Raw genomic sequence first — 21,485 nt, 5'->3', positions numbered from 1 at the left:
TGCCCACCACCCTCCATTCGTCACACCCCTGCGGGTGATCCTGATAGGACTTGGGGCATGCCTCACGCACGAGTCCGCCGATGAAGGTCGTCGTCCTCACCGGAGCCGGGATCTCGGCGGAGAGCGGGCTCTCCACGTTCCGCGACTCCGGCGGACTCTGGGAGGGCCACGACCCGATGCGGGTCGCGACCCCGGAGGCGTACGCCGACGACCCCGGGCTGGTGCAGCGGTTCTACGACGACCGGCGCGCCGCTCTGTCGCGGGTCGAGCCCCACGCGGCCCACCACGCGCTCGTCCGGCTCGAGCAGGCGCTGGGCGAGGACCTGCTGGTCGTGACGCAGAACGTCGACGACCTCCACGAGCGCGCCGGCCTCGAGCGGGTGCACCACATCCACGGACGTCTCCTGTCGGCGTGGTGCACGGCGTGCGACGAGCGCCACGAGTGGTCCGGGTCGCTGGCCGACGCTCCTCCGTGCCCGGGCTGCGGCTCCCGGAGCCTGCGTCCCGACATCGTCTGGTGCGGCGAGATCCCCTACGGCATGGACCTCGTCGAGGCCGCCCTCTGGGACTGCGACCTGTTCGTGTCGATCGGCACGTCCGGCCTCGTCTACCCGGCAGCCGCCTTCGTCCACTGGGCCCGCGGTGCGACGCTCGAGCTCAACCTGGAGCGCAGCGCCGGCGCCACCGACTTCGACGAGTCGCGGCAGGGGCCCCCGGGGAGCTCGTCCCCTCCTGGGTCGACGAGCTGCTCTCCTGACTTGACGCCCTGACCTCAGCCCTGCGGCCGGAAGTGCAGCTTGACCGACGTGCCGCGGCCGAGGACGGAGTCGACCTCGACGGTGCCACCGTGGCGCTGCATGATCTCGCGCACGATGCCCAGCCCGAGACCGGTGCCCGGCCGCAGCAGGGCGTCGTCGTTCGTCGAGCGGAAGAGCGGGGCGAACAGGTTGACCTGGTCGGCGTCGGAGATGCCGATGCCCTCGTCGCGGCAGTGGAAGGTGATGCCGCCGTCCTCGCGTCGCTCGATGGCCAGCCAGATCTCGTCGCCGGAGTCGGAGTACTTCACGGCGTTGTCGACGAGGTTGGACACCGCGCTGGAGATCTCGCGCAGGTCGGCTGCGACGACGGCGGGCCGTGTGTCACCCACGAGGTGCAGCACGATGCCGGCCCGCTCCGCCACCGCGGACATCGAGGCGATCGTGTCCTCGACGAGACCGAGCAGGTCCACGCGCTCCATGGCGGGCGGACGCTGCGGATCACTGACCCGCGACAGCATGGCGAGGCCCTCCAGCAGGTCGGCGAGCCGCTCCGTGCCGCGCAGGATCGCCTGCGCACGGCGCACGTCGCGGTCCTCGAGGTCGCCGCCGGTGGCCAGGAACTCGGCGTTCGCCGCGATCACCGTCATCGGGTTGTTGATCTCGTGGGTGAGCTCGCGCAGGAACCAGTGACGCGCGTGCTCGAGCTCGCGCAGCTCCTCGAGCAGACGACGTTCGCGCTGCGTCGCGTGCGCGTTGGCGATCGCGCGCCCCAGGTCGTGGCACATCTCGACCATCGCCAGCGACTCGCTGTCGGTCCACCGGCGCGATCCGGTCCGCCGCGCACAGGCGACCGTGCCCAGCACCCGGTCGTCGACGCCGACGGGCGCGACGACCAGGGTCTCGAGTCCCGCCGCCTCGAGGGATGCGGTGAAACCGTCGGCGTACGCCGCCTCGAGCGCGGTGTCGCCCCAGATCCTGCCCGGCTCGATGATCAGCACGTGGCGGTCCTCGGCCCAGGCTCGGGTCGCGGCCTCCTCGAGCGCGCGACGTGCGTCCGGCGCGATCTCGATGCCGAGCTCGCCGGCGACCCCGGCGTCCTCGTCGAGGAACACCCGGATCTCCAGCTCGTCGACGGACAGCGCGTCCAGCAACGTGGCACGCGCCTCGCGCAGGAGGTAGCCGACGTCATGACGCGCGAGGGTCGGCTGCACCATCAGGCGGGCGGCGCGGATGCTGCGCGCCAGGTGGGCGAACTCCTCCCGCTCGATCACCGCGACGATGGTGCTCAGCGCCGTCCCGAGCGTGTCGGAGAGCCCGGCGAGCTGCGCGGGCGACAGCCTCCTGAGGCCGAAGGGCTCGTCGAGGTAGAGCAGGCCGCGGAGTGCACCGCCCGCGTCGCGCACCTCGGCGACCAGCATGTCGAGGGGCTGCCACTCGCCGGGGTCGTCGGTGCGCGGGATGTCGGGCACCCACGAGGTGTCCCGCATGCGCTCCTCGACGCCCGGGGAGTAGGCGTCGTGCGCGACGAACGTGAAGGCGCCGTAGGTCTCGCCGTCGTCGATCGCGGCGAGCATGTCCTCCAGGCGCGAACCCGTCCCCAGCAGCTGGCGGGCACCCTCCGGCTCACCCGTGATCGCGACGAACTCCAGCAGGCCCTGCGGGCGGACGACCTCGAGCACCCCGACCTTGAAGCCGACGCGGGCAGCAGCGTCGGCGGTGATGTCGTGCAGCAGCGCACGCGCTCGGGCGTCGCCCCAGCTCGAGTCCCGCATTCGCTCCCGCCCACCTGTCGAGTCCAGACCGGCCTCCCACCCGTCAGGTGGATCGTAGGGGCGGGCTCGGGCATGGCGGAAGATCGTCCGGGTGTTCACCGGTCGAATCGAGGTGGACGGGCCTCAGAGGCCGTTGCGGCTGAAGTGCATGTAGTCCTTGGACTGGCGCCAGTCCCCACCCCACTGCCACCCGATCCGGGCGAACGCGCGCACCACCGGTCCGTCGGGGGTGATCATCCCGGCGCGCACGCGGTCGCGACCGAGGTACGACGACGCCAGCTCGGGCAGCACCACGTCGCCCTTGGCGTAGGGGTTCTGGAAGGAGTTGAGGTCGATGGCGAGGCCGTAGGCGTGCTGGGAGAAGTAGGTCGCGCCGGTGGACGGGCGGCACACGAAGGCGCCGGTGTCGTTGCCGTCTCCGGTCGAGGGCGCGTCGGGGTCGTAGGTCCGGGCGATCGTCACCCGCTCCTGGGGGAACCGGACGCGGTAGAGGGTGCGGAAGACCTGGACGATGTCGTCGGCCACGGACGCGTTGACGAGCAGCTCACCGGTGTGGCGCTGCGCGTCGAAGCCCCAGAAGGTCACCCGCACCCAGGCGAGGTCGCTCGCCGCGACCGGACACCCCTGCTTCCAGGTCGACCGCGCGATGACCCGGCGCGGCGCGGGCGAGACCACCTTGCTGGCGAACCCCGAGCCGGGGAGCATCCGCACCTGGTCGGGCAGGGTCCAGCGGCGGTGGCGCATCACGGGCGGGGTGGGCCGCACCTGACCGTTGCCGGTGGCGACGTCGTCGGGAAGCTCCCGCGTGCCGAGCCAGGCCGGGGGGACGCTGCCCCAGCCGGACGCCGCCTGCGGCTGCGTGCCGTCGGTGCTGGGCTCGGCAGACACGGGCGCACGGTCGGCGACCACCGGGACCGGCACCGCACCGACGGTCAGCAGCGCCTGGAGGAGCGCGGCGACCAGCGCGTTGACGGACACGCCGATCACCGTACGTCCGTCGGCTCCGCGAGCGGGAGCCACACCCGGAACGTGGTGCCGACGTCGAGGGTCGACTCGACGTCGATCGTGCCGCCGTGGTGCGTGACGACACCATCGATGATCGCCAGGCCGAGCCCGGTGCCGGGGCGCCTGCGGGCGTCGGGGCTCCCGGACCGGAAGAACGGCGTGAAGACCTGGGCGAGCTCGTCGGCGGCGATCCCGATGCCGGAGTCGGCACAGGTGAGCAGACACCCCCGCACGCCGTCCACCGTCCTCGGCGCCAGGCTCATGCAGACCAGGCCGCCGACGTCGGTGTACTTGAAGGCGTTGGCCAGCAGGTTGGACACGAGCAGGGCGAGGCCCGCCTGGTCGCCGTGCACGATCACGGACTCCACCAGCTCGAGCTCGAGCCCGACCCCGCTCGCCGCCGCGCTGTCGGTGAGGAGCTCGGCGGCCTCCCTGACGACCGCGGTGAGGTCGACGGGAGACGTCGGCACCGCCCGGCTGGTGTCGGTCACCGAGGCCAGCGACATCAGGTTCTCGACCATGGCGTCGATGCGGCGTGCTGCACGGTCCATCGCCGCCAGCGACTCGGCCGGGGCGAAGGGCTGGTCACCGTCGGCGTCGGCGCCCTCGTCGAGCAGCTCGAGGTGGGTCCAGAGCACGCTGACCGGGTTGCGCAGCTCGTGGGCCAGCGTCAACACCATGTGGCGCCGCGCGTCGTTCGCGTCGCGCAGCTCCTCGTTGGCCCGACGCTCCTGCTCCATGAGCTGGGAGTCGAGGACGACACCGGCCAGGTCGGCGGCGACGGCGTCGGCCGCGACGATCTCCGAGTCGATCCACCGGGCTCCCCCCTCGTTGCGGCCCAGGGCCAGGGTGCCGAGGTAGTCGTCGCCCACGCCGATCGGCACGATCAACCACGACGCCAGCCCGCGTGCCCGCATGCGCTCGGCCAGCACCGGTGGCGTGGGGATCGCCTCGTCGGTCAATCCCCAGGTCTGCGCCGGCTCCATCAGCAGGTGCCCGCGCCGGAGCCAGACCTCTCGCATCTGGTCCTCGAGCTCGGCCGTGTGCGGCTCCAGGGCCGGCGCACTGGCGCCGTTCAGCAGCACGTCGACGCTGTCGACCCGCATCGCCTCGACCATGGCCTCGGACATCTCGTCGAGGAAGTCGGCCAGGCCCAGGCCCGGACGCACGCTCGCGACCGCACCGCGAGCCTGGCTGAGCATCCGCACCTGCTCGCGGTAGAGCTCGCGCTCGACGATGCTCACCACGGCGTCGTACATCACCCGGATCTCGTCGTTCACCGCGGCGATCGACGCCGGTGTCGCGCGCAGCCCGTCGAGCGGCTCGTCGAGGTAGAGGGTGGCCCGCAGCTCTCCCGCCTCGTTCTCGAGCAGCCGCATGAGGCGGTCCTCGGGGTGCCACTGGTCGGGCCGCCCGGGGGCCGGTGCGTCGGGCGTGTGGCCGTACTCGGCCATCCAGGCCCGCGTCTCGTCGTCGACGCGCTCCCCGAGCGTGTGCACCCATCCCTCGATCCACGTCCCGAAGGCCAGCATCTGGTCGAGCGAGAGGGGCGCCGCCTTGCCGAGCAGTCGTGCCTCGGCCGCCGGGTTGCCGCTGATCGCCACGAACTCGAGGTTGCCGTCGGAGCGGAGCACCTCGATCGCAGCGACCTTGTGGCCCGAGCGCCGCGCGACGTCGTCGGCGATCGCGCGCAGCACGGCGCGCTGGGCGTCGTCGCCCCACGCCCGGCTGCGCGGGCGCGAGAACGTCCGATCGTCTGTGCTCACAGCCTGCTCCCTCGTTGTCGACAACGAGCCCCCACGCTCAACGGTACGCCCGACCGGGCATCTGCGGACGGTTCTCCACACAATCGGGCCTGCGAAGTGACCGGCGGGTAACCTCTGCGCCATGAAGCGTGAGATCTACGACGAGGACCACGAGGCCTTCCGCGCCTCGGTCAGGCAGTTCCTGGACCGCGAGGTCACCCCGCACCTCGAGACGTACGCCGAGCACCACGGCCTCGACCGTGACTTCTGGCTCGCGGCCGGCAGGCAGGGCTTCCTCGGCCTGGAGATCCCCGAGGAGTTCGGCGGCTCGGAGGCCGGCGACTACCGCTTCAACGCGGTGCTCACCGAGGAGCTCGCCAAGGTCAACATGACGCTGCCGAGCTGCGTCGGCATCCACGCCGACATCACCGTCCCCTATCTCGTGCACCTCACCGACGACGAGCAGAAGGCGCGCTGGCTGCCCAAGGCAGCGACCGGCGAGCTGGTGACGGCCATCGGCATGACCGAGCCCGGCGGCGGCTCCGACCTGGCGAACCTGCGGACCACCGCGGTGCGCGACGGCGACGACTGGATCATCAGCGGGTCCAAGACCTTCATCACCAACGGCGGCTCCGCCGACCTCGTCCTCGTGGCGGCGCGCACCAGCCCGGAGAAGAAGGCCAAGGGCATCTCGCTGTTCGCGGTGGACACCACGCTGGACGGCTTCAGCGTCGGCCGGGTGCTCGACAAGGTCGGGCAGGACGAGTCCGACACCGCCGAGCTCGCCTTCGACGGCGTCCGCGTCTCGGGTGCCGACCTGGTCGGGCCGCTCGACACGGGCTTCATCTCGATGATGCAGTTCCTGCCCCAGGAGCGCCTCGGCTCGGCCATCACCAACCTGGCCCACGCCAAGCAGATCCTCGAGGAGACCATCCAGTACGCGAAGGACCGCCAGGCGTTCGGACAGCCGATCGGCTCCTTCCAGAACACCCAGTTCCTGCTGGCCGACCTCGTCACGCGCATCGACGTCACCGAGGCCTTCGTCGACCAGTGCGTGCTCGCGCACACGAAGTCCGAGCTCACCCCGGTCGACGCGGCCAAGGCGAAGTGGTGGACCTCGCAGGTGCAGAACGACGTGCTCGACCACTGCGTGCAGGTCCACGGCGGCTACGGCTTCATGAACGAGTACCGCGTCGCCCGCGCCTGGCGCGACGCCCGGGTCACCAAGATCTGGGCCGGCTCCAACGAGATCATGAAGATGCTGATCGGACGCGACCTGGGGCTGTGAGGCATCACTCCGCCACGCTCGCTGCGCTCGGTGCTGGACCGGTGGCGGCCAGTGGAGCCTCGCCTTCGTTGCCCCACGGCCCTCGAAGGACGAGGATCGAGGGGTGAGCCTGGAGATCGGCACCGACGAGGAGCCGCAGCACTGGCACGAGGACGTCGACGACGACGTCGCCGGCCGGCTCAACTGGCTGCGCGCGGGTGTGCTGGGAGCCAACGACGGCATCGTCTCGACCGCCGGCGTGGTGATGGGCGTGGCCGGCGCGACCGACGACAGCAGCACGATCCTCATCGCCGGGATCGCCGCGCTCACGGCGGGTGCGCTGAGCATGGGCGCCGGCGAGTACGTCTCGGTCAGCACCCAGCGCGACTCCGAGCGCTCGATCCTCGCGATGGAGAGGCGCGAGCTCGAGCAGATGCCCCGGACCGAGCAGGAGGAGCTCACCCGGATGTACGTCGACAAGGGGCTCTCGCGCGAGACAGCCGAGAAGGTCGCCGAGGAGCTCACCGCGCACGATGCGCTCCAGGCGCACGCGCACGTCGAGTTCGGCATCGATCCCGACGCGCTCGCCAACCCGTGGCACGCGGCACTCGCCTCGATGGTCGCCTTCACCCTGGGCGCGCTGATCCCGCTGCTGCTGGTGGTCTTCGTGCCCGAGCCCGCGCGGATCGTCACGACCGTGGTCACCGTGGCGCTCGCCCTCGCGGGCGCCGGCGCGGTGAGTGCCAGACTGGGCTACAGCCCGCGGCTGCCGGCGGTGCTGCGCAACGTCTGCGGCGGCCTGCTCGCGATAGGGATCACCTACCTCATCGGCATGTTCGCCGGCGTCCACCTGGGCTGACCCTCGGCCTCGCCCGCCCGGCTGTCGGACGGGGGTGCTCGCCAGAGCCGGCCTCGTCGTGCGAGAGTGCTCCCGGCTGGGGTCCCGACCACATCAGGTGTTCGGGGCTGATTTCGTGGACCACTTCTGCAACGCGAGAACAGGGAACCCCTCATGTCGACGTCCGTCACCTTCGACCACGCCACCCGCATCTACCCCGGGTCCGACACGCCAGCCGTCGATGCGCTGGACCTGCCGATCGAGCCGGGCGAGTTCCTCGTCCTGGTCGGCCCGTCCGGCTGCGGGAAGTCGACCTCGCTGCGCATGCTCGCCGGCCTCGAGGACGTGAGCAGCGGCCACATCCACATCGGCGATCGCGACGTCACGAACGTCGCACCCAAGGACCGCGACATCGCGATGGTCTTCCAGAACTACGCCCTCTACCCCCACATGAGCGTCGGCGACAACATGGGCTTCGCGCTCAAGATCGCCGGTGTCGGCAAGTCCGAGATCAAGGAGCGGGTGGCCGACGCTGCCAGGATCCTCGACCTCGAGGACTACCTCGACCGCAAGCCGAAGGCCCTCTCCGGCGGCCAGCGCCAGCGCGTCGCGATGGGCCGCGCGATCGTGCGGCACCCCAAGGTCTTCCTCATGGACGAGCCGCTGTCGAACCTCGACGCCAAGCTGCGCGTGTCCACCCGCACCCAGATCGCCTCCCTCCAGCGCCGCCTCGACATCACCACGGTGTACGTCACCCACGACCAGGTCGAGGCGATGACCATGGGCGACCGGGTGGCGGTGATGAAGGACGGCGTGCTCCAGCAGGTCGACACGCCCCTGGGGCTCTACGACAAGCCGAGGAACGCGTTCGTCGCGGGCTTCATCGGCTCGCCCGCGATGAATCTCGGCACCTTCACCGTCATCGACGAGAAGGCGCAGATCGGAGACGGCTTCATCCCGCTCCCCCGCTCGACCGTCGCCGCGCTCGCGGGCAGCGACCAGGTGCAGCTCGGCTTCCGCCCCGAGGCCATGGTGATGTCGTCGGAGGGTGAGGACGCGTCGTTCCCGGTCGAGGCGCTCGTCATCGAGGAGCTCGGCTCCGACGCGTTCCTCTACGGCAACCTGATCGGCGACGACCTCCGCGCCGACCACATCGTCGCCCGCATCGCGCCCCGCTCGGTGCCGGCCAAGGGCGCCAAGGTCTGGTTCACCGTCGAGCCCGGCAGGCTGCACGCGTTCGACGTACGCACCGGGGACGCGCTGCCCACCGACTGACGGGACCCATCAGGACACGCCCACCCGGCTGTCGAGGGCTGCGACGATCTCGTTGACCTTGTCCTTCGCGTCGCCGAAGAGCATCTGGGTGTTGTCCTTGAAGAACAGCGGGTTCTGCACCCCGGCGTACCCGGTGGCCATCGAGCGCTTGAAGACGATGACGTCGTGGGCGTTCCAGACCTCGAGGACCGGCATGCCCGCGATGGGTGAGCCGGGCTCCTCGAGGGCCGCGGGGTTGACGGTGTCGTTGGCGCCGATCACGAGCACGACGTCGGTGCTCGGGAAGTCGTCGTTGACCTCGTCCATCTCCAGCACGATGTCGTAGGGGACCTTCGCCTCGGCGAGCAGGACGTTCATGTGTCCGGGCAGCCGGCCGGCGACGGGGTGGATGCCGAAGCGGACGTCGACCCCGCGCTCGCGCAGCTTGCGCGTCATCTCGGCGACCGGGTACTGCGCCTGCGCGACGGCCATGCCGTAGCCGGGCGTGATCACCACCGACGAGGCACCGGCGAGCAGCTCGGCGACCTCGTCGGCCTGGATCTCGCGGTGCTCGCCGTAGTCGCGGGCCTCGCCGCTGACCACGCCGTCGGAGCCGAAGCCACCGGCGATGACGCTGATGAAGGAGCGGTTCATCGCCGTGCACATGATGTAGCTGAGGATCGCACCCGACGAGCCGACCAGCGCGCCGGTGATGATCAGCAGGTCGTTGGAGAGCATGAAGCCCGCGGCGGCGGCCGCCCAGCCGGAGTAGCTGTTGAGCATCGACACGACCACCGGCATGTCGCCGCCGCCGATCGCGGCGACGAGGTGGAAGCCGAGCACCAGCGCCAGGATGGTCATCAGCACCAGCGGGGCGAGCCCGCTCCAGCCGTCGGCGTTCATGAACCAGACCATCAGCACCAGCGACGCCACGAGGATGCCGAGGTTGAGCAGGTGCCTGCCCGGCAGCGTCACGGGCGCGGACTTCATCTTCGCGCTGAGCTTGAGGTTGGCCACGACCGAGCCGGTGAAGGTCACCGCGCCGATGAACACGCCGATGAACACCTCACCGTTGTGCACCGCGTCGGCGTGCCCGCCGAAGGAGGCGACCTCGATGTAGGTGTTGTAGCCGACCAGCACGGCGGCCAGGCCGACGAAGCTGTGCATCATCGCGATCAGCTCGGGCATGCCGGTCATCTCGACCCCGCGCGCCAGCCGGATGCCGATGACGGCGCCGACCGTGCCGGTGACGAGGATGATCGCCAGCCCGACCCAGATCGAGGCCTTGTCGGCGATCAGGTCGTTGGTGAGGTAGTCGAGGACGAGCAGGAGCGTGGCGACCAGCGCCAGACCCATCCCGGCCATGCCGAACGCGTTGCCGCGACGGGCCGTCTCGTGCTTGCTCAGGCCGGCGAGCGCGAAGATGAACAGGAGGCCCGCGAGGATGTAGGCGCCCGACACGAACGAGACCACGACTCAGCCCTTCTGGAACATGTTGAGCATCCGCCGGGTGACCAGGAAGCCACCGAAGACGTTGATGCTGGCGAGCAGGATGGCGACCCCCGCGATCAGCTGGACCGCGAGGTTGTCGACCGGTGCCTGGAGGATCGCGCCGACCACGATGATGCCGCTGATCGCGTTGGTGACGCTCATGAGTGGGGTGTGCAGCGCGTGGTGGACGTTGCCGATCACGTAGAAGCCGATGACGACGGCGAGCACGAAGACGGTGAGGCTCGGCAGGAACGACACCGGCGCGGACGTCGCGAGCGCCAGGAAGGCGACGGCGGCCAGCCCGGCGGCGTACAGCCTGCGACGCGGGTCCGGCGGCGTCTTCTCGACCGGCGCGGGCACCCCGGGTCCGGTCTCGGCGACGGGTGCGGCCGGGGCGGCCGACACCTGCACGGGCGGCGGCGGCCACATGAGCTCACCCTCCCGCGTCACGGCGATGCCGCGCTGGACCACGTCGTCCATGTCGAGGGTGAGCACGCCGTCCTTGCCGGGCGTGAGCAGCTTGAGGAGGTTGACGATGTTGGTGCCGTAGAGCTGGCTGGTCTGGGCGGCGAGGCGTCCGGCGAGGTCGGTGTAGCCGAGCACCGTGACGCCGTTGTCGGTGACGACGCGCTGGTCCCTCACCGTCGCGGCGACGTTGCCGCCGTTGGCCGCGGCCATGTCGACGACGACGGAGCCGGGCCGCATCGCCGCGACGGTCTCGGCGTTGACCAGCTGGGGTGCGGGGCGGCCGGGGATCAGCGCGGTGGTGATGACGATGTCGGCGGCGCGCGCCTCCTCGGCGTACATCGCGGCGGTGGCAGCCTCCTGCTCGGCGGTCATCTCCTTGGCATAGCCGTCCGTCGAGACCTCCTGCTCCATGTCGACGGTGACGAACTGTGCGCCCATCGACTCGACCTGCTCGGCGACCTCGGGGCGCACGTCGAACGCGCGGACGATCGCACCCAGCGACCCGGCGGCACCGATCGCGGCGAGTCCCGCGACGCCCGCGCCGACGACGAAGACCCGCGCCGGCGGGACCTTGCCGGCGGCGGTGACCTGGCCGGTGAAGAGCCGGCCGAACTCGTGAGCGGCCTCGATCACTGCGCGGTAGCCCGCGACGTTGGCCATCGAGGACAGCACGTCCATCGACTGCGCGCGCGAGATGCGCGGCACGGCGTCCATCGCCAGGGCGGTGACGCCCTGCGCGACCAGCCGCTCGACCAGCTCGGGGCTGCGGGCCGGCGCCATCAGGCTGATGACCGTGGCACCAGGGCGCAGCCGGCCGATCTCGTCGTCGGTGGGTGCGTTCACCTTCACCACCACGTCGCTCGACCACACCTCGTCACCCGCCACGACCCGCACCCCGGCGTCGGCGAACGCGCCGTCCGGCTGGTCGGCCGCCGCGCCCGCGCCCTGCTCGACCACCACGTCGTAGCCCAGCGCGGCGAGCTGCGAGGCCGTCTTCGCCGTCGCTGCGACGAGCGTCTCGCCGGGTCGTGACTCACGGGGAATGCCGATGCGCACTGATGCCTCCTGGGTGGGGGGCTCCGACCTGGTCGGGACCGGAGCGGCGTGCGGGCCGGGGCACAACGTACCGAAAACGAGACGTGTGTCACGGGTGTCTCAGGCGCGCATCTCCGCGCGTCGCCACCACCGCTCGATAGTCCGCATCAATCTTCCGGTGCCGGACCCGGTCCGACCGGAAATCTGATGCGGACTACCCCGAGGTGGCTACTGGGCGACGCCGTACAACCGGTCGCCGGCGTCGCCGAGCCCGGGCACGATGTAGCCCTTCTCGTTGAGCTTCTGGTCGAGCGCGGCGGTCACCACGGTGACCGGGACGTCGAGCCCCTCGAGCCCCTTCTCCAGGTTGGCGACGCCCTCGGGCGCGGCGAGCAGGCAGATGGCGGTGATGTCGTCGGCCCCTCGCGAGGTGAGGAACGTGATGGCGGCGGCGAGGGTGCCGCCGGTCGCGAGCATCGGGTCGAGGACGTAGCACTGGCGACCGGACAGGTCGTCGGGCAGCCGCTCGGCGTACGTCGACGCCTCGAGGGTCTCCTCGTTGCGGACCATGCCGAGGAAGCCGACCTCGGCCGTCGGCAGCAGCCGCATCATGCCGTCGAGCATGCCGAGCCCCGCGCGCAGGATCGGCACGACCATGGGCTTGGGCTGGGCGAGGTAGACGCCCGTCGTCGGGCCCACCGGGGTGGTGATCGGCTTGGGGTCGACGCGCACCTCGCGGGTGGCCTCGTAGGCCAGCAGGGTGACCAGCTCGTCGGTCAGCCGACGAAACGTCGGGGAGTCGGTGTGCTCGTCCCGCAGGACGGTCAGCTTGTGGGAGACGAGGGGGTGGTTCACCACGTTGACGCGCATGGGGCACACCCTAGTGGTCGGCGCTCGACCTGATCGAGACGGAACAGGGTTGGCGGTGCGACGGGGATCTGTCACATTGGACAGGTCGGGAGCGCGGTCGGGACAACCTGGGGAGGTGGGTCCGTGTCGGAGCACGCTGAGGTCGACTTCGCGTTGGCCGCGTTCGTCGAGGACGGCGCCTGGCAGGTGCAGGACATCGCCTCCCCCGCCTTCGCCTCGATCGACTCGCTGAGCCACGCCCTGCGCCATGTCTCGGGACGGTCCGGCGCCGTCGGCATGGTCGCGGTCGACGAGGACTTCTTCGTGCTCGTCCGGGTCGCCGGCTCGACCACGCGGGTGCTGCTGTCCGACGTCACCGCGGCCGACGAGTGGGAGCTCGCCCAGTCGGCCATCGACTTCCTCGGCCTGCCACCGCCGGAGGACGAGGACGTCGAGGTGCCCGCCGGCGACCTCGACCTGCTCGGCGACCTCGGCCTGCATGCCATCGACATGGGCGCGCTGCTCGACGACGTCGAGCTCTACCCTGACGAGATGCTCTCCGACATCGCGCGCCGGCTCGGCTTCGGCAAGCTCTTCGACGACGCCGTCGGGCTCACGTCTGCATGACCCACGAGGCATCCATGCGCCTGGCCCTGGCCGAGGCGCGAGCCGCGCTGGTGGGCGACGACGTCCCGGTCGGGGCCGTCGTGCTCGACGAGACCGGCTCCGTCATCGGCACCGGACGCAACACGCGCGAGTCCGACGGGGACCCGACCGGCCACGCCGAGGTCGTCGCCCTCCGCGCAGCCGCCGCCGCCCGCGGCGAGTGGCGACTGACCGGCTGCACCCTGGTCGTCACCCTCGAGCCCTGCACCATGTGCGCGGGCGCCCTCGTCCTGGCCCGGGTCGACCGCCTCGTCTTCGGGGCGTACGACGACCAGCTCGGCGCCGTCGGCTCGCTGTGGGACGTCGTGCGCGACCGCCGGCTCAACCACCGGCCCGAGGTGGTGGCCGGGGTCCTGGCCGAGGAGTCCACCGCGCTGCTCGACCGGTTCTTCGCCCGCCACCGCTGAGGAGACGCTGATGAGCGACGTACACCGCGCGAGCGTCGACGACGCTGCCGTGCTGGCGCGGCTGCTGTGGGACTTCAACACCGAGTTCGAGACCGACGTCGACGAGGTCGACGTGCTCGAGGTGCGCTTCGCCCGCATCCTCGCGCTGCCCGCGATCGTCGCGGTGCTGGCGGAGGACGACGGCCGCGCTGTGGGCTTCGCCCTGGTGAGCCTGCGCCCGGCCATCTGGTTCGACGGCCCGGTGTCGCAGCTCGAGGAGCTCTACGTCGTACCCGCCCTGCGCGACCGCGGCATCGGGACGCAGGTCCTCGAGCTCTCGCGGGCGCTCGTGCGCGACCTCGGGTCGCCGGAGATGCACATCAACGTCGACGAGGTCGACGCCGACACCCGCCGCTTCTACGAGCGCCACGGGTTCGTGAACGTCGAGGAGGGCGCCGACTACCGGATGCTCTGCTACGTCGGCCCGACCTCGTCCGCCGGTTGAGGCGCGAGGCACCTCAACCGGCGATCGCGTCGACCTCCTGGGCCAGGCACTCCTCCAGCGCTGCGACGTCGGCGACCGCGCTCGCGTCGACGTTGACCCCGATGCAGGCGGTCTCCCCGACGGTGGTGACCACGACAGTCAGCGCGGCGCCGGGCAGCGGTCCGAGGACGTACATCCCCTGCACCTGCGCCCCGGCCATGAAGCGCCTGCGCGGCGGCCCGGGCAGCGTCATCACGAAGGCGTCCGGCGCGGCGGCGGCACGGAGGGCGGAGGCACCGACGAACGAAGGCATCCGGTTCATCAGCGGGGCGGCGGCGTCGAGCACCTCGAGCGCCCGTTCGGTGTGCAGCGAGAGCACCTCGCCACGCACCGCGGCGACCCGGTCGACGAGGTCATCGATCGCGAGCGGTCCGGCGATGGCCGCAGCGGTGAAGCGATTGCCGAGGTCGTCGGCGCGGTCGAGCGAGACGCGTACGCCGACGGGGAGCTCGGTCGGGTCGCTGCCCCGTCGTCGGTGGTAGCGGCGCAGGCCGCCGAGCACCACCGCGACCGCGGCGTCGTCGAGGGTGCCGCCGCCCTGCCGGGCGATCGTGCGCAGCGGCTCGAGCGGCGCGTCGAGGGTGAGGAAGGTCCACTTCTTCCCGGTGCGCGGCGACAGCTCCGGCGATTGAGGGGCTCCCCGGGTCAGGAGCCGTCGTACGGACGCGCCGTAGCGCAGGCCCGACGCGACGACCGCCTGCGGGCGGGTCACGGCGTGGCCGAGGGTCCGGGCGGTCGTCCGCGCAGCGTCCGGGAGCGCGGCCAGCTCCTCGCGGAGCCCGGAGACGGCGAGGTCGACCGGGTCGACACCGGTCGGCGCGGGGTCGTCACCCACGGGCTTGCGGGCGGTGTGGCCGCGCCTGCCCGACTGGAGCGTCGCGAGCAGCTGCACGGTGCCGAGCGGGTCGGCGAGCACGTGGTGGATCTTGAGGACGTACGCCGCTCCCTCCGGCAGCTCGAACAGCACGCCCTCCCAGAGCGGCCGCGACCGGTCGAAGGGGCGCAGCGCCATCTGCGCGGCGCGCTGCAGCACCTCCTCCCGGCTGCTCACCTGCTCGCGGCGCAGGTGGTAGCCGAGGTCGAAGGTCGGATCGTCGGTCCAGGTCGGTGCGGCGGTCGGCACGACCGGGTCGACGACGCGCTGGCGCAGCCGGCGCACGAGCCGGGTGCCCCACTCCGTCGCGGCCACGAAGCGAGCCCAGTCGGGCGCACGGTCGAGGTCGATGACCACGGTGCTCGTCGAGGACTGCACCGGGTGCCGCTCGGAGCGCCACAGGAGCGTCTGCATCGGGCTGAGCTCGGCTGCCGTCGACCACGTCGCCGCTGCGCCCCAGCGCTCGACGTCGCTCATCTCGGGGTCCCCACGGCGTTGTTCGGAGGAGCGGAACGGGGGAGAAGGTCGCGGGGAGCTCTCATGCGGGCCACCTGGCCAGCGTCTCCTCGAACCTCCGGTGCAGCGCGGCGATCCGCTCGCTCATGTCGTCCTCGTGCCAGTCGGTCTCGGGCTCGAGGACGCACACGTCCACGACGCCGGGGTTGAGCACCAGCGAGCTGCGGCGCATCAGCTCGCCGGTGTTGCGGAGCACGACGGGCACGACCGGCACGCCGGCCTGCGCCGCGAGGTGGAACGCCCCCTTGCGGAAGGGGCCGAGCACCGGCGTCGGCGACCGGGTGCCCTCCGCGAAGATCATCAGCGAGGTGCCGCCGCGGATGCGCTCGACCACGCCGTCGAGGGTGGCGCGGGCCGACGCGGAGTCGGAGCGGTCGATCCAGGCCGGGTCGATCACGACGGAGCCGACGATGGCGCGAGGGTCCCAGCGCGCCTCCTTCTTCGCCACGATCGTGAAGTCGCGCTCGAGCAGCCGGCCCAGGACCGGGATGTCGAGGGAGCTCTGGTGGTTGGCCACGAAGATCGCGGGCCGGTGGGTCCAGAGACGCTCCTGGTGGAGCACCTCGAGCGAGACACCGGCGAGGGACATGGGGAGCTGGGTGGCGAGCCGGACGGCCAGGTTGCGCCCTTCTCGCCGGTCGCCGCGCGCGAGCCCGTAGGCGATGCCCGCGGTGACCCCGGCGTTCATCGCGGCGAGCGCGGCGACGGTGCGGCCCGCCGCCAGCAGGGAACCGCCGACGGGGTCGCTGAGATCGAGGACCGGCCAACCCAGGCGGGCCGCGGCCGCGCGCAGGTCGCGGTGCGGGTTGAGCGCGGTGGGGTGGCCGACGGAGGAGAGGAAGGCGACGTCCTCGTAGCCGTTGCCGTAGGCGTACGACGTGGCGAGGTCGACGTCGTGCTCGCGCGCGAAGGCCCGCACGCCACTGGCCTTGTGCCGTCCCCACAGCATCGGCCCGTCGGTCTCGCCGGTGAACTGGCCGTCCTCGACGACCAGCCGCGTGCACACCAGGTGCTCGACGCCGAGGTCGCGCGCGACCGGGCGGATCTGGTAGGCCGTGGCGGCCGAGGCGACCGCGACGGTGTGGCCCGCGCGCTGGTGCGCGGCGACGAGCGCACGCGACTCGCGCCGGATGGTGCCCGCGATCTTGGAGCGGAAGAGCCGCTCCCCGAGGTCGGCGAAGGCCTCCTCGGACTCGCCGCGCATCGCGGCGAAGGCGACGTGCGCGATCCGGGTCGGGTCGCCGCCGAGCTCGCCGTCGACCGCGGTCACGACCGTGCGGAGGAACTCGGCTGGCGAGACCTCGCGCCCCTTGAGCCGGTCGCCGTAGAACGTGGCCGCGGTGTAGCCGGCGACCAGGGTGCCGTCGAGGTCGAAGAAGGCCCCCACGTCCGGTCCCTGCGGCCCGGCCTCGATCGCCTCGATCGCCGCCCGGACCTCTGCGGAGAGGCCGTTGGTCCGTGGGGTGCTCACACGGGCTCCTGCCGCCGCGGCTGCGGGACCTGGGTGGGCATCGCGTCGGCCGCGATCTCGCCGATGATGTCGACGCGGCGCACCGAGTCGCGCAGCTCGGCGGCGAACGCCTCGCGGGCCGTGCCGATGCCCTCGGCACCCTCCAGCAGCCCGCGGTGGCGTGCGAGCGCGAGGGCGGTGCGGAAGAGCTCGAGCGAGATCGACTCCGCGCTGGCGACCCTGCGCTGCAGCGCCCACTGCTGGCCGACCGCCAGCGCGTCGGCGAGCAGGTCGTCCTCGTCGACGGGGCCGTCACCGCGGTCGGCGAGCCGGTCGGCGAGCACGAGGTAGGCGTCGAGGAACGGTCGCAGCACGAGGTGGGCCAGGTGGGGTCGGGCGGTGACGAGGAGCTCGCGGGCGCGGCCGGCCGTCATGGCACCGTGCTCATCCAGTCCGGCGTCCTCGCCGACGAGCAGCTCGAGCTCGGCGCGGAGGTCCTCCTCGAAGCCGGCACGCGCGGGGAAGAAGAACTCGAACTTGAGCAGGTCGCGCATCCGCTTCGCCTCCTCCCAGCCCACCTGCAGCTCGCCGCCCTCGGGCAGCTCGGCGTCGGGCCCGAGCTCGCTGACGGTGAGCAGCGCGAGCTCGCCGATCGCGCGCTCGACGAGGATGTGGATCACCGTGTTGCGGTAGAACGCGGCGACCAGGTGCTGGTCGTCGCCGATCTTCCAGACCGGCTCGGTCCCCTGGTCGTACGCCGTCAGCACGCTGCTGCGGGACAGCTCGGCGAGGGCACGGCGGATCGTCGAGCGGTCCCGGAGGTCGGCGGCACCGGCGACCGGCCAGTGCCGCGCCTCGATGTAGGTGGCCAGCGGCTCGACGGTGTCGAGCACCTCGTCGACGGTCAGGGCCCGGTCGGCCCCCAGCAGCGCCAGGGAGACGATCGCGGTCACGGTGACCGGTGTCGCGCGATTGAGCCGGTGGGAGATGTCCAGCGCGATCCGCTCGACCGCCTGGTGGCCGGTGACGCCCTCGGCTGCGAGGTCGTCCATCCGCTCCTTCAGCGAGAACGGCTCACCCACCGTCAGGTAGGCGCGTCCCAGCCGGTTGCGCTGGAGCCGCGCGAAGCGCACCAGCCAGCGCCAGTCCTCCGGTGTCTTGCGGGCCCCGCGCGCCTCGTCGGTCATCAGCGCGACCTCGTGGAGCTGGTCGTAGACCACCGAGAGCGGCACCACCTGGACGTCCGGGGCACCGTCGTCGCCGTCGCCCTGCACGGTGTCGGTGAGGTACTTCAGGATCCCGTGGACCGGCGGTCGGAGCTTGCCGGTGCGGGTGCGACCGCCCTCGATCGACCACGCGAGGTTGCGCCGGTTGGTCACCATCTGGCGGATGTAGGAGCGCAGCGCGAGCCGGTAGACCGGGATCTCCTGGGTGGCCCGACGGATGAAGATGACGCCGGTGCGGCTGGCCACCGAGCCGATCAGCGGCAGGTTGAGGTTGGCACCGCCGAAGGTGTAGGTCGGTGAGAACCGCCGCGCCATCAGCGCGTTCGGGATGACCATCCCGTCGAGGTAGGACCGGTGGCTGAAGGCGAGGGCCAGGGAGTGCGTCCGGTCCAGCCTGCGCAGCTGGTGCATGTCGTCCTCGTCCACCAGCACGTCGTACGCCCGGAGGAACCACTCGCCCATCCGCGCCCAGCCCTGCGAGGCACGGTCGTCGTGGGCGGCGGACATCTCGTGGAGGTAGCCCTCGACCTCCTTCATGACGTCGGACGCGTCGCGACCCTGGCTCGCGGCCTGCTCGGCCACCGCCTGCCGGAAGCGCTCGTCGGCGAGCAGCTCGCCCACCTCCTGCGGCGGCGCGGCCGGAAGCCGCTCCCCCACGGCCCGGGGCAGCGAGGACCTGGCGAGCTCACGGATGCGTCGGACGGCGGCCACGGCTCCTCCTTCCCGCGTGCGCGTCGACGAGCACAGGCGTGCGGCGAAAGTTACCGCCGTCACAGCCGGGAGACCACGGCATCGGCCCAGTTGCTGGACCTGGTCGGACAGGTGGCCGCCGGTTTCCTGCTCTCCCGACCCCTCCGGTAATGTTCCGCGCGGTGGCGTGTCCGAGCGGCCGAAGGTGCAACACTCGAAATGTTGTGTGGGGTCAAACCCACCGTGGGTTCAAATCCCACCGCCACCGCCAACCGATCGGGCCGGTCCCTCGCGGACCGGCCCGGTCGTCGTCTCGGGCCCGGCTCAGAGCTGCTGCGGCGCGGCGCTCGACGCCCGCTCGACGAGCGTCACCGGCACGGAGACCAGGCCTGGCGTGCGCCGCGTGCGCGGCCTGCCCCGCACGGCGTCGAGCAAGGACGACATGGCGAGCCTGCCCACCGATGGCGGGAGGCTCACCGTGGTCAGCTGGGGGCGGACCAGGCGCGAGATGGTCAGGTCGCCGTATCCCACGACCGAGACCCGGCCAGGGACGGCGACGTCCCGCTCGGCGCACACGGTGACCAGCGCGGCGGCCAGGAGGTCGTCGTCGCACACGACCGCGGTGACGGAGTCGTCCGCACCGATCGCGTCGAGCATGGCGCCGGCGGCCTGCTCGGCGGCGTCGAGGTCGAGGGCCGACTCGATCGAGCACGTCTCCACGATCACGCCGTCGTGCTCGCCGAGGGAGTCGGCGAGTGCGCGCCGTCGTCTGAGGTAGGTCTCCCGGGCCGGGTGCACGGCGAAGTAGCCGACCCGTCGGTGCCCGAGCCCGGCGAGGTGCTCGGCGACGAGGCTCGCACCGTGCTCGATCTGGAGGTCGATCCGGGTGAACTGGTCCGAGCCTGCCTCGACGAGCACCAGGCGGTCCCGGATGCTCGTGAGGGCCGCGACCTCGTCGTCGGTCGGTGCCCACACGATGGCCCCGTCGAGCTGTGTGCTCCGGACCATGCGGGCGAGCCGGTGGGTCCAGTCGTCGTCGCCGCCGCTGTCGAAGAGGATCACGTCGCAACCGGCCCCCCGGGCCTCCTTCTCGGCCTCCACGAGCACGCTGGCGAAGTAGGGCTGGGTGATGGTGGGCACGACGAGCGCGACGACGTCGGCCCGCCCGCGCTTGAGGTTGAGCGCCACGGCGTTGGGTTCGTAGTCCAGGTCGCGCGCCGCGGCCCGGACCCGGGCCGCGGTCTCCGCGGTCACGCGTCCTTCGTCCTTGCCCCGGAGGACGAGCGACACCGTCGACTGGCTGACGCCGGCCCGACGCGCCACGTCCGTGCTGGTCGCGGGCCGCTTCATCTCAGTCCCTTCCGGTGGGCTGGCTCATCGAGACAGCGGAACGGCGCTGTGCCCGACGCTCTCCTCGGCGGTGGTCCGGGAGGCGAGGTAGTCGTTGGCGACGCGCTCGTCGATGAACCGCGGCACCGGGACGACGCAGTCTCGCCGTCCGACGCGGTCAGTGGCAACTGCTTCGAGGCAGCGCGCCTGCAGCGCGAAGCCGAGGTCCATGGAGTCGATGGAGTTGCCGAGCGGGAGCGGACCACTGAGGTTCATCATGTGTCCCTCTGCGACCACGTGGACTCGACGTCCGTCCTCGAGGGTCCAGGTGTCCATCCCGTTCACGTTGGCGGCGACGTCCTTGACGGAGGCGTCGGTCGACATGCCGGCGACGTCGATCTCGAAGGGGAAGTGGCCGGCGTTGGACAAGATGGCGTCGTCCTTGAGGAGCGGCAGATCGGCCGCGGTGAGGACGTCGCTCGCGCCGGTGACCGTCACCAGGACGTCGGCGCCGCGGATCGACTCCTCGCGCGAGGCGACGACGTAGCCGTCGAGGAAGGCCTCCAGGCGTCGGACGGGGTCGTGGTCGACGACGGTGACCTGCGCGAAGGCGTTGCGGAAGTTCATCGCGACACCGCGGCCGCACTCGCCGTAGCCGAAGACGGTGACCCGCTTGCCGTTGGTCATGATGTTGGTGATCCGCAGCATCGACTCGAACACGCTCTGACCCACGGCGTGCCGGTTCTCGCCGAACTGCTTGATGGGGCTGTCGTTGATCACGAGGACGGGCATGTCCAGCCGATCGCGGAGACCGGCGAGGCGAGTGCGTCCCGAGGTCGTCTCCTCGGTGCCACCGCGCAGACCCTCGTAGGGCGCCTCGAGGTAGCGGGCGAACAGGTCGCCTCCGTTGTCGAGGATCAGGTCCGGCTCGTGGGCGATGACCTCGGCGAGGAAGCCCTGGTGCTCCGCACGGTCACGGGTGGGTCCTCCGACGACGGTGACGCCGTGGCGACGCAGGTAGTCCACGGCCGTCGGCTGGGTGGTGTTCAGGTTGCCCGTGCTGACGACGTTGGCGCCGCCAGCGGCCAGGGCGAGCAACAGGGTGACCGTCTTGGGCTCGAGGTGGATGCCGGTGCCGATGGTCATGGCCTCGAAGGGCCGCGTCTGCTCGTACTCCTCGCGCAGGGCTCGGAGGAGCCGGCACTGGGACTGGACCCACTCGATGCGGGCGTCGGCGTTGGTGTTCGTCATGCGGTGCTGTCCTGACTCGTGTGACCCGAGGGGTCGTGGTGTGAGGGTGGGTGCTGCTCGCGCGCTGCGCG

The 21,485-nt window shown here is 71.6% G+C and carries 18 protein-coding genes and 1 tRNA gene; 8 read left to right on the top strand and 11 right to left on the bottom strand.

Annotated features, from left to right (window positions below):
- Positions 1 to 80: 80 nt before the first annotated feature.
- The gene (locus IEZ25_RS17795) at positions 81 to 770 is read left to right on the top strand and encodes an NAD-dependent deacylase (RefSeq protein ID WP_224749190.1); all 690 of its coding nucleotides are present in this window, start codon (positions 81 to 83) and stop codon (positions 768 to 770) included.
- Positions 771 to 772: 2 nt separating this feature from the next.
- Here IEZ25_RS17795 and IEZ25_RS17790 read toward each other — a convergent pair whose 3' ends face one another.
- From IEZ25_RS17790 to IEZ25_RS22345, 3 genes are all read right to left on the bottom strand, one after another.
- On the bottom strand, positions 773 to 2,530 hold the full coding sequence (locus IEZ25_RS17790) for a sensor histidine kinase (protein ID WP_191200778.1): 1,758 nt from the start codon (positions 2,528 to 2,530) through the stop codon (positions 773 to 775).
- Between the two features lie 123 nt (positions 2,531 to 2,653).
- Entirely contained in the window at positions 2,654 to 3,508 is an 855-nt protein-coding gene (locus IEZ25_RS17785; RefSeq protein WP_318152310.1) for a M15 family metallopeptidase, read from the bottom strand.
- Between the two features lie 5 nt (positions 3,509 to 3,513).
- The gene (locus IEZ25_RS22345; protein WP_191200777.1) at positions 3,514 to 5,301 is read right to left on the bottom strand and encodes a sensor histidine kinase; all 1,788 of its coding nucleotides are present in this window, start codon (positions 5,299 to 5,301) and stop codon (positions 3,514 to 3,516) included.
- A 121-nt stretch (positions 5,302 to 5,422) separates the two neighbouring features.
- Here IEZ25_RS22345 and IEZ25_RS17775 point away from each other — a divergent pair, with 121 nt between their 5' ends.
- The 3 genes from IEZ25_RS17775 (at position 5,423) to IEZ25_RS17765 (ending at position 8,660) form a co-directional block, all read left to right on the top strand.
- Complete coding sequence (locus IEZ25_RS17775) at positions 5,423 to 6,568, top strand: acyl-CoA dehydrogenase family protein (protein ID WP_191200776.1); 1,146 nt, start codon at positions 5,423 to 5,425, stop codon at positions 6,566 to 6,568.
- A 103-nt stretch (positions 6,569 to 6,671) separates the two neighbouring features.
- Positions 6,672 to 7,406: a VIT1/CCC1 transporter family protein gene (locus IEZ25_RS17770; RefSeq protein WP_318152309.1), complete on the top strand. Its 735-nt coding sequence runs from the start codon at positions 6,672 to 6,674 to the stop codon at positions 7,404 to 7,406.
- 153 nt (positions 7,407 to 7,559) lie between these two features.
- A complete protein-coding gene (locus IEZ25_RS17765) occupies positions 7,560 to 8,660 on the top strand; it encodes an ABC transporter ATP-binding protein (protein ID WP_191200775.1) in 1,101 nt (366 codons plus the stop codon).
- Between the two features lie 9 nt (positions 8,661 to 8,669).
- Here the strand turns inward: IEZ25_RS17765 and pntB are convergent, their stop codons facing one another.
- The 3 genes from pntB to upp all read right to left on the bottom strand — a co-directional run bounded on the left by pntB (position 8,670) and on the right by upp (position 12,503).
- On the bottom strand, positions 8,670 to 10,112 hold the full coding sequence (gene pntB / locus IEZ25_RS17760) for a Re/Si-specific NAD(P)(+) transhydrogenase subunit beta (protein WP_191200774.1): 1,443 nt from the start codon (positions 10,110 to 10,112) through the stop codon (positions 8,670 to 8,672).
- 3 nt (positions 10,113 to 10,115) lie between these two features.
- A complete protein-coding gene (locus IEZ25_RS17755; protein WP_191200773.1) occupies positions 10,116 to 11,654 on the bottom strand; it encodes a Re/Si-specific NAD(P)(+) transhydrogenase subunit alpha in 1,539 nt (512 codons plus the stop codon).
- A gap of 207 nt (positions 11,655 to 11,861) precedes the next feature.
- Positions 11,862 to 12,503 carry a uracil phosphoribosyltransferase gene (gene upp / locus IEZ25_RS17750; protein ID WP_191200772.1) on the bottom strand — a complete coding sequence of 214 codons (642 nt, stop codon included), beginning with the start codon at positions 12,501 to 12,503 and terminating at the stop codon, positions 11,862 to 11,864.
- A gap of 123 nt (positions 12,504 to 12,626) precedes the next feature.
- Here upp and IEZ25_RS17745 point away from each other — a divergent pair, with 123 nt between their 5' ends.
- Genes IEZ25_RS17745 through IEZ25_RS17735 form a run of 3 tightly spaced genes read left to right on the top strand, consistent with a single transcriptional unit; the run spans position 12,627 to position 14,039 of the window.
- On the top strand, positions 12,627 to 13,109 hold the full coding sequence (locus tag IEZ25_RS17745) for a tRNA adenosine deaminase-associated protein (protein WP_191200771.1): 483 nt from the start codon (positions 12,627 to 12,629) through the stop codon (positions 13,107 to 13,109).
- Positions 13,106 to 13,555, top strand: a complete 450-nt coding sequence (locus tag IEZ25_RS17740; protein WP_191200770.1) for a deaminase — start codon at positions 13,106 to 13,108, stop codon at positions 13,553 to 13,555. Before IEZ25_RS17745 ends, IEZ25_RS17740 begins: the two co-directional genes overlap by 4 nt.
- A 10-nt stretch (positions 13,556 to 13,565) precedes the next feature.
- Positions 13,566 to 14,039: a GNAT family N-acetyltransferase gene (locus IEZ25_RS17735; protein WP_191200769.1), complete on the top strand. Its 474-nt coding sequence runs from the start codon at positions 13,566 to 13,568 to the stop codon at positions 14,037 to 14,039.
- Between the two features lie 13 nt (positions 14,040 to 14,052).
- Here the strand turns inward: IEZ25_RS17735 and IEZ25_RS17730 are convergent, their stop codons facing one another.
- The 3 genes from IEZ25_RS17730 to IEZ25_RS17720 all read right to left on the bottom strand — a co-directional run bounded on the left by IEZ25_RS17730 (position 14,053) and on the right by IEZ25_RS17720 (position 18,855).
- A complete protein-coding gene (locus IEZ25_RS17730; RefSeq protein WP_191200768.1) occupies positions 14,053 to 15,429 on the bottom strand; it encodes a wax ester/triacylglycerol synthase domain-containing protein in 1,377 nt (458 codons plus the stop codon).
- Positions 15,430 to 15,490: 61 nt separating this feature from the next.
- Entirely contained in the window at positions 15,491 to 16,939 is a 1,449-nt protein-coding gene (locus IEZ25_RS22340) for an HAD-IB family hydrolase (RefSeq protein ID WP_191200767.1), read from the bottom strand.
- Entirely contained in the window at positions 16,936 to 18,855 is a 1,920-nt protein-coding gene (locus tag IEZ25_RS17720; protein ID WP_318152308.1) for a lysophospholipid acyltransferase, read from the bottom strand. The genes IEZ25_RS22340 and IEZ25_RS17720 overlap by 4 nt, the downstream gene beginning before the upstream one ends.
- A gap of 160 nt (positions 18,856 to 19,015) precedes the next feature.
- Here IEZ25_RS17720 and IEZ25_RS17715 point away from each other — a divergent pair.
- Positions 19,016 to 19,105, top strand: a tRNA-Ser gene (locus tag IEZ25_RS17715).
- A 53-nt stretch (positions 19,106 to 19,158) separates the two neighbouring features.
- On the opposite strand, the gene IEZ25_RS17710 is transcribed toward IEZ25_RS17715, so the two are convergent.
- Together IEZ25_RS17710 and IEZ25_RS17705 are read right to left on the bottom strand one after the other, a co-directional pair.
- Positions 19,159 to 20,184, bottom strand: coding sequence for a LacI family DNA-binding transcriptional regulator (locus IEZ25_RS17710; RefSeq protein WP_191200766.1), 1,026 nt, complete (start codon positions 20,182 to 20,184; stop codon positions 19,159 to 19,161).
- Between the two features lie 24 nt (positions 20,185 to 20,208).
- Positions 20,209 to 21,414: an adenosylhomocysteinase gene (locus IEZ25_RS17705; protein WP_191200765.1), complete on the bottom strand. Its 1,206-nt coding sequence runs from the start codon at positions 21,412 to 21,414 to the stop codon at positions 20,209 to 20,211.
- Positions 21,415 to 21,485 lie beyond the last annotated feature (71 nt).

This window comes from Nocardioides hwasunensis (assembly GCF_014779665.1).
GTDB lineage: Bacteria > Actinomycetota > Actinomycetes > Propionibacteriales > Nocardioidaceae > Nocardioides > Nocardioides hwasunensis.
The sequence above is the reverse complement of the archived record's forward strand: the minus strand, read 5'-3'. Positions and strand labels throughout refer to the sequence as shown.

Excerpts from the sequence above, each read along its gene's own strand:
- IEZ25_RS17795 (WP_224749190.1), top strand. The coding sequence starts at position 81 with ATGAAGGTCGTCGTCCTCACCGGAGCCGGGATCTCGGCGGAGAGCGGG.
- IEZ25_RS17790 (WP_191200778.1), bottom strand. The coding sequence starts at position 2,530 with ATGCGGGACTCGAGCTGGGGCGACGCCCGAGCGCGTGCGCTGCTGCAC.
- IEZ25_RS17775 (WP_191200776.1), top strand. The coding sequence starts at position 5,423 with ATGAAGCGTGAGATCTACGACGAGGACCACGAGGCCTTCCGCGCCTCG.
- IEZ25_RS17765 (WP_191200775.1), top strand. The coding sequence starts at position 7,560 with ATGTCGACGTCCGTCACCTTCGACCACGCCACCCGCATCTACCCCGGG.
- upp (WP_191200772.1), bottom strand. The coding sequence starts at position 12,503 with ATGCGCGTCAACGTGGTGAACCACCCCCTCGTCTCCCACAAGCTGACC.
- IEZ25_RS17740 (WP_191200770.1), top strand. The coding sequence starts at position 13,106 with ATGACCCACGAGGCATCCATGCGCCTGGCCCTGGCCGAGGCGCGAGCC.
- IEZ25_RS17735 (WP_191200769.1), top strand. The coding sequence starts at position 13,566 with ATGAGCGACGTACACCGCGCGAGCGTCGACGACGCTGCCGTGCTGGCG.
- IEZ25_RS17730 (WP_191200768.1), bottom strand. The coding sequence starts at position 15,429 with ATGAGCGACGTCGAGCGCTGGGGCGCAGCGGCGACGTGGTCGACGGCA.
- IEZ25_RS17710 (WP_191200766.1), bottom strand. The coding sequence starts at position 20,184 with ATGAAGCGGCCCGCGACCAGCACGGACGTGGCGCGTCGGGCCGGCGTC.
- IEZ25_RS17705 (WP_191200765.1), bottom strand. The coding sequence starts at position 21,414 with ATGACGAACACCAACGCCGACGCCCGCATCGAGTGGGTCCAGTCCCAG.